Raw genomic sequence first — 4,743 nt, 5'->3', positions numbered from 1 at the left:
GGACGAGTGTGGAGAATAAAAATAAAGGCTCAACAGTTGGAAAACCGTTGCTATATATAACGCAAGTAAATTTAGAACTTGATACACTGAAAATAAAAAGAATTCTCCTTACAAACTTTGAAAATGATAATAGGCAGGAACAAGGTGATAGAGAGCAATCCAGTATAAGTAGTGCGGTGGAAGAAATGGTAATACAAAAAGAAGTTGAGAAAGTGGTAGAACAAAAAGAAATTGTAAACAAAGAGAAACAAGAGGAAGTGGAACAAATAGAAGTTGGAGAACAACGAAAGCAGGTGACGACAGTACCACATAATAAAGCATTTAAAGATATGAACAATGAAGAGAAAATTCATTTTTTATTAAATCGCCCTCATTACATTCCGAAAGTAAGATGTAGAATTAAAACAGCGACCGTCTCCTATGTAGGATCCATTATTTCGTACCGAAATGGTGTTGTATCAATTATGCCGCCAAATAGTATGAGAGATATTCGATTATCTATAGAAGAGATAAAATCAATTGATATGGCTGTTTTTTAAATTATGTAAAGGTGGTAGATAGATTCTACCACCCCAATAGTTTTTTAGTTTACTTATTAGATAGTAACATCACGTAAGCACTGAATAGCGCAGAAACAGCTTAAGTCAACGGTAATACAAGTATTTGTACCGCGTAAAGTTGAAGTTGGTACATTTAAAAACGTACAAATTGGATCGTCACCATGTTTAACAGGATCTCCGCCGACAGTTACAGTTAATACACGTAATACAGCGCAGCTATCGTCATCTACGCTCTCGACGCGGAAAAATGGTGACGTACATTCTGTAAGGCTTCCAGATGGCGCAAATGCCTCAAAAGGTATTCCAGCTTTTGTGTATAAAATAAAAGGACGTGTATTTGCTACTGATGCACTGTTGTGTGCTCCTAAAAATGGAATTTCGCAACCAGATCCGCATGTTGTAGTAGAACAATCTTGTAATTCATTGATAAATTTTACAACATCAACTACACAATGAGAAGAGCTATGGTGTTTATTTTCGTTACAACTCATTAATGTCACTCCTTATCTTCTTGTTTGTATTTACATTAATAAGATATTGGAGAAAAGGGGAATCGGTCACACTCTAAAGTGCTTTTTTTTTAAATAGGCTAAAGAAGGTAAGGGAAGGTGAAAGTATGCTATTTACAAGTTGGCTTTTATTTTTTATTTTCGCACTAGCTGCTTTTCGATTAACACGCCTTATCGTTTATGATAAAATTACTGGCTTTTTGCGAAGACCGTTTATTGAAGAATTAGAAATTACGGAATCTGACGGAAGTGTATCAACTTATACGAAGGTGAAAGGAAAAGGGCTCAGGAAGTGGATTGGAGAATTATTAAGTTGTTATTGGTGTACAGGTGTATGGGTTAGTGCTTTTTTATTAGTCTTATATAATTGGATTCAAATTGTTGCAGAGCCATTACTAGCAGTATTAGCTATTGCAGGAGCAGCAGCAATTATTGAAACAATTACAGGATATTTTATGGAAGAATAATGAATTTTCATGTTAGAGAAAGCGGAGTTTAAAAGGATGAGGGAACGGAAATAAGGAGTTGTTCATATAGTAAATAGACAGAATTGACAGTAGAGGAGATGTTTGCTGTGAGCAATAATCCAAGGCCAAATTCATATGACCTTCAGCAGTGGTACTACCTACAGCAACAGCAACAAGAACAACAACAGGCATATCAAGAACAATTACAGCAACAAGGCTTTGTGAAGAAAAAGGGATGTAATTGTGGCAAGAAGAAAAATACAATAAAACAATATGAAGAATGAAACACTCATGTTAATGTGAGTGTTTTTCATTTAATAATTAAAAGTGGTATCTCAAATAAGAAATACCACTTGTAGTTAATCAATTTGTACGACTGTTAATGCAGCAGCGCGAATATCTACAATACCTTCTAATTCAACCGGTACGATTTGAATGAAATTACCAGGGTTTAAGTTAATGAGAACAGTACCACTGGAAACTTCTACTTCACCAGCACCAATAACGTTAGAGCGTACTGCTGTACCAGATCCAGGAATAACATTCTGCGGCGTATTTAATGATAAGAAAAAACGAGCCGCTGATGGTATAAAATTAGGATCATTAAAGTTTATTGATAATGTATAGCTGATTTGATAAATACCAGTTCTTTGGATTTTAATGCCATTTCCTACACTTACTGTATCATTTATTACTGGAACAGTGAGATCTGGATTTGAACTTGTACTAGGTAATAATAGTGGTGTGAATAATGAAGCGAATTGAGGGGCGAGAGCGTTGAATGCAAAGCCGAAAGCTGGCAATGTACTAACGGCTTTTGCGTTGCAATCAATTTTATTAAATTTATATTTATCAGAAGAGAGCATGTTTTTCACTCCTTTATTTCTTCTACTTTTATTCAATGAAAGGGATAAGTTCTTTGTTCTAGACAAGTTCCTAATTTTATAAAAAATATATTAGTACCTTTTAAGCATGGATTGGGTGACAGAAATTTCTGCCACCCAATCCATGCTTAAATCATTATTCAGTTTTAAATCGTAACATCACGTAAGCATTGAATAGCGCAGAAACAGCTTAAATCAACAGTAATACAAGAATTCGTTCCCCTTAAAGTTGCAGTTGGAACATTTAAAAACGTGCAAATTGGATTATCGCCAGGTGGTACAGGATCTCCGCCTATAGTTACGGTTAGTACACGTAATACAGCACAGCCATCATCATCTATGCTTTCAACTCGGAAAATAGGAGAGGTACAACTAGTAAGGCTTCCTGAAGGCGCAAATGCTTCAAAAAGTGTTCCATCTTTTGTGTATAAAATAAAAGGACGTGTATTCGCTACTGATGCGCTGTTATGTGCTCCTAAAAATGGAACTTCGCAACCCGATCCACATGTTGTGGTTGCACATTCTTGTAGTTCATGTATAAAACGAACGACATTAGATACACAGTTGAAATCACAATCATGGTGATGATGATCTTCATTACAATTGCAGCTCATTATGTTCACTCCTTATCGTGAGTTCTGACATACACTATTACAATATGAACGGGATATGGTTGATATTACGTTAATTCTCAGGATAGAAACAGGGAATTTATATAGAGGGGATGTACATATCGTGATATGGAAAAAAGACATCCTTATTTAGCGGATGTCTTTTCAGGTAAATCTTTTCGCGTAGTATATAAAAAACGAGATATATCTAGTTTCTTTCCTCTGAAAAATTGCGGGGAGGAAATATAAAGTTCTTCTTTAGCACGCGTAATTGCGACATAGAGTAATCGTCGTTCTTCTTCTAATGCTTCAGAAGTCTCCGTCACACGGTCATTGGCATCTTTTAAAGAAGAAGTATGCGGCAGTATGCCATCGCTTGCACCGAGTAAGAAGACGCATGGAAACTCAAGGCCTTTCGCGTTATGAATCGACATAAGCGATACGGCATCTTTTTGCGGCATTGTTTTTAATGCTTCCATTTCTTTTTGACCTTGAATGGCCTCATTAATAAATTGTAAGTAAGCTGAAATATCCGTAAAGCGAGTTGCTGATTCCATTAATTCTTCTAACATCTCTTCTTGTATGTCCTTATGCATCGTAAAGGAAGAACGATCATTACTTTGTAAGTACTCTAAATACTTTCCTTTACCATGAATAATTTCTTTCAATGCTTTTTTCGGTTCAAGTTCTTTTATAAACTTAATAAAATCGATTCGCTCATTTACTTTTTTAACTTGAAAAGGTTTCAAGCTTGGGTTTAGTAATAGAAAATGAAGAAGAGAAGGGAAACGGCCCTCACCATATTTCCATTGTTCACGTTCAATAAATGAAATGCACTCATCACGGCCAATATACATTGTTGGTAATATATTTGAAAGTGATTCGAGGCGGAACGGTTCTAGCACGAGTCGTAAGTGATCTAATACGGGCCTAATTAAAGAATGCTCGTAGAACGATTGGCTCGCTCCATGTTTAATAAATGGAATCTTATGAATTGTAAGCTGATCAAGTAAAGAACGGCTTACAGAATGTGTACGATATAATAAACAAAAATCTTTATAATTTCGTTCACCACTATCTACTTTTTCCTGAATGAGTTGCAAAATTTGATTTGCTTCATCAAGAGTTGTCGCAGGTCGTGCATAAAACGGCTGCATGCCATCGTTACGAACAGAATATAGCTCTTTATCAAAACGTTCTTGATTGAGCTTAATAACTTCATTTCCAAGTCCGACGATAAATGGATTAGATCGATAATTCGTATTAAGTGCGATAATCGTTGTATTATCAAATTCCTTTGGAAAAGATAAAATAATTTGGTGACTTGCCCCTCGCCAGCCGTAAATCGCTTGATCGTCATCACCTGCGATAAATAAATTATTTCTTGGCGTGGCTAACAATTTTACAATTTCATATTGTGCATACGACGTATCTTGAAACTCATCTACTTCAATGTAATGAAAACGCTCTTGTAATTGAGTAAGCAGGGGAGCGTTATTTTCTAAAAGATAATACATTTCTAATAAGATGTCGTCAAAATCAATATAATTGTACCGTTGTTTTACCTCTTCGAAACGTTCGTATACTTCTTTGAACTCTTGTTCAACCGGTGTTTTCGCTTTTACATCTTTCGGACGATTCAATTTGTTTTTCTCAAGTGAAATCATAGCGAGTATCGTTTCGGCATCATAAGCGTCTTTTAAGCGTAATTC

7 protein-coding genes are annotated in these 4,743 nt (G+C 35.6%); 3 read left to right on the top strand and 4 right to left on the bottom strand.

Annotation, left to right across the window (positions count from 1 at the left end; translation table 11 throughout):
- Positions 1-8 precede the first annotated feature (8 nt).
- Positions 9-539 carry a CotO family spore coat protein gene (locus AC1DTM_RS18420; RefSeq protein WP_033714677.1) on the top strand — a complete coding sequence of 177 codons (531 nt, stop codon included), beginning with the start codon at positions 9-11 and terminating at the stop codon, positions 537-539.
- Between the two features lie 56 nt (positions 540-595).
- Here AC1DTM_RS18420 and AC1DTM_RS18415 read toward each other — a convergent pair whose 3' ends face one another.
- A complete protein-coding gene (locus AC1DTM_RS18415; protein WP_016104191.1) occupies positions 596-1,051 on the bottom strand; it encodes a CotY/CotZ family spore coat protein in 456 nt (151 codons plus the stop codon).
- 125 nt (positions 1,052-1,176) lie between these two features.
- On the opposite strand from AC1DTM_RS18415, the gene AC1DTM_RS18410 reads away from it, so the two are divergent.
- Both AC1DTM_RS18410 and AC1DTM_RS18405 read left to right on the top strand, forming a co-directional pair.
- The gene (locus AC1DTM_RS18410; RefSeq protein WP_002158866.1) at positions 1,177-1,536 is read left to right on the top strand and encodes a DUF1360 domain-containing protein; all 360 of its coding nucleotides are present in this window, start codon (positions 1,177-1,179) and stop codon (positions 1,534-1,536) included.
- A 98-nt stretch (positions 1,537-1,634) separates the two neighbouring features.
- Entirely contained in the window at positions 1,635-1,820 is a 186-nt protein-coding gene (locus tag AC1DTM_RS18405; protein ID WP_033710628.1) for a hypothetical protein, read from the top strand.
- 75 nt (positions 1,821-1,895) lie between these two features.
- Here the strand turns inward: AC1DTM_RS18405 and exsF are convergent, their stop codons facing one another.
- The 3 genes from exsF to AC1DTM_RS18390 form a co-directional block, all read right to left on the bottom strand.
- Positions 1,896-2,402: an exosporium protein ExsF gene (gene exsF, locus AC1DTM_RS18400; RefSeq protein WP_002158865.1), complete on the bottom strand. Its 507-nt coding sequence runs from the start codon at positions 2,400-2,402 to the stop codon at positions 1,896-1,898.
- 164 nt (positions 2,403-2,566) lie between these two features.
- On the bottom strand, positions 2,567-3,034 hold the full coding sequence (locus tag AC1DTM_RS18395; RefSeq protein ID WP_016104192.1) for a CotY/CotZ family spore coat protein: 468 nt from the start codon (positions 3,032-3,034) through the stop codon (positions 2,567-2,569).
- 143 nt (positions 3,035-3,177) lie between these two features.
- Positions 3,178-4,743, bottom strand: a 1,566-nt coding sequence (locus tag AC1DTM_RS18390; protein WP_477000618.1) for an ATP-dependent helicase, incomplete at its 5' end; no start/stop codon positions are given.

The sequence above is a fragment of the Bacillus sp. P4_D3 genome, assembly GCF_056401855.1.
The sequence above is the reverse complement of the archived record's forward strand: the minus strand, read 5'-3'. Positions and strand labels throughout refer to the sequence as shown.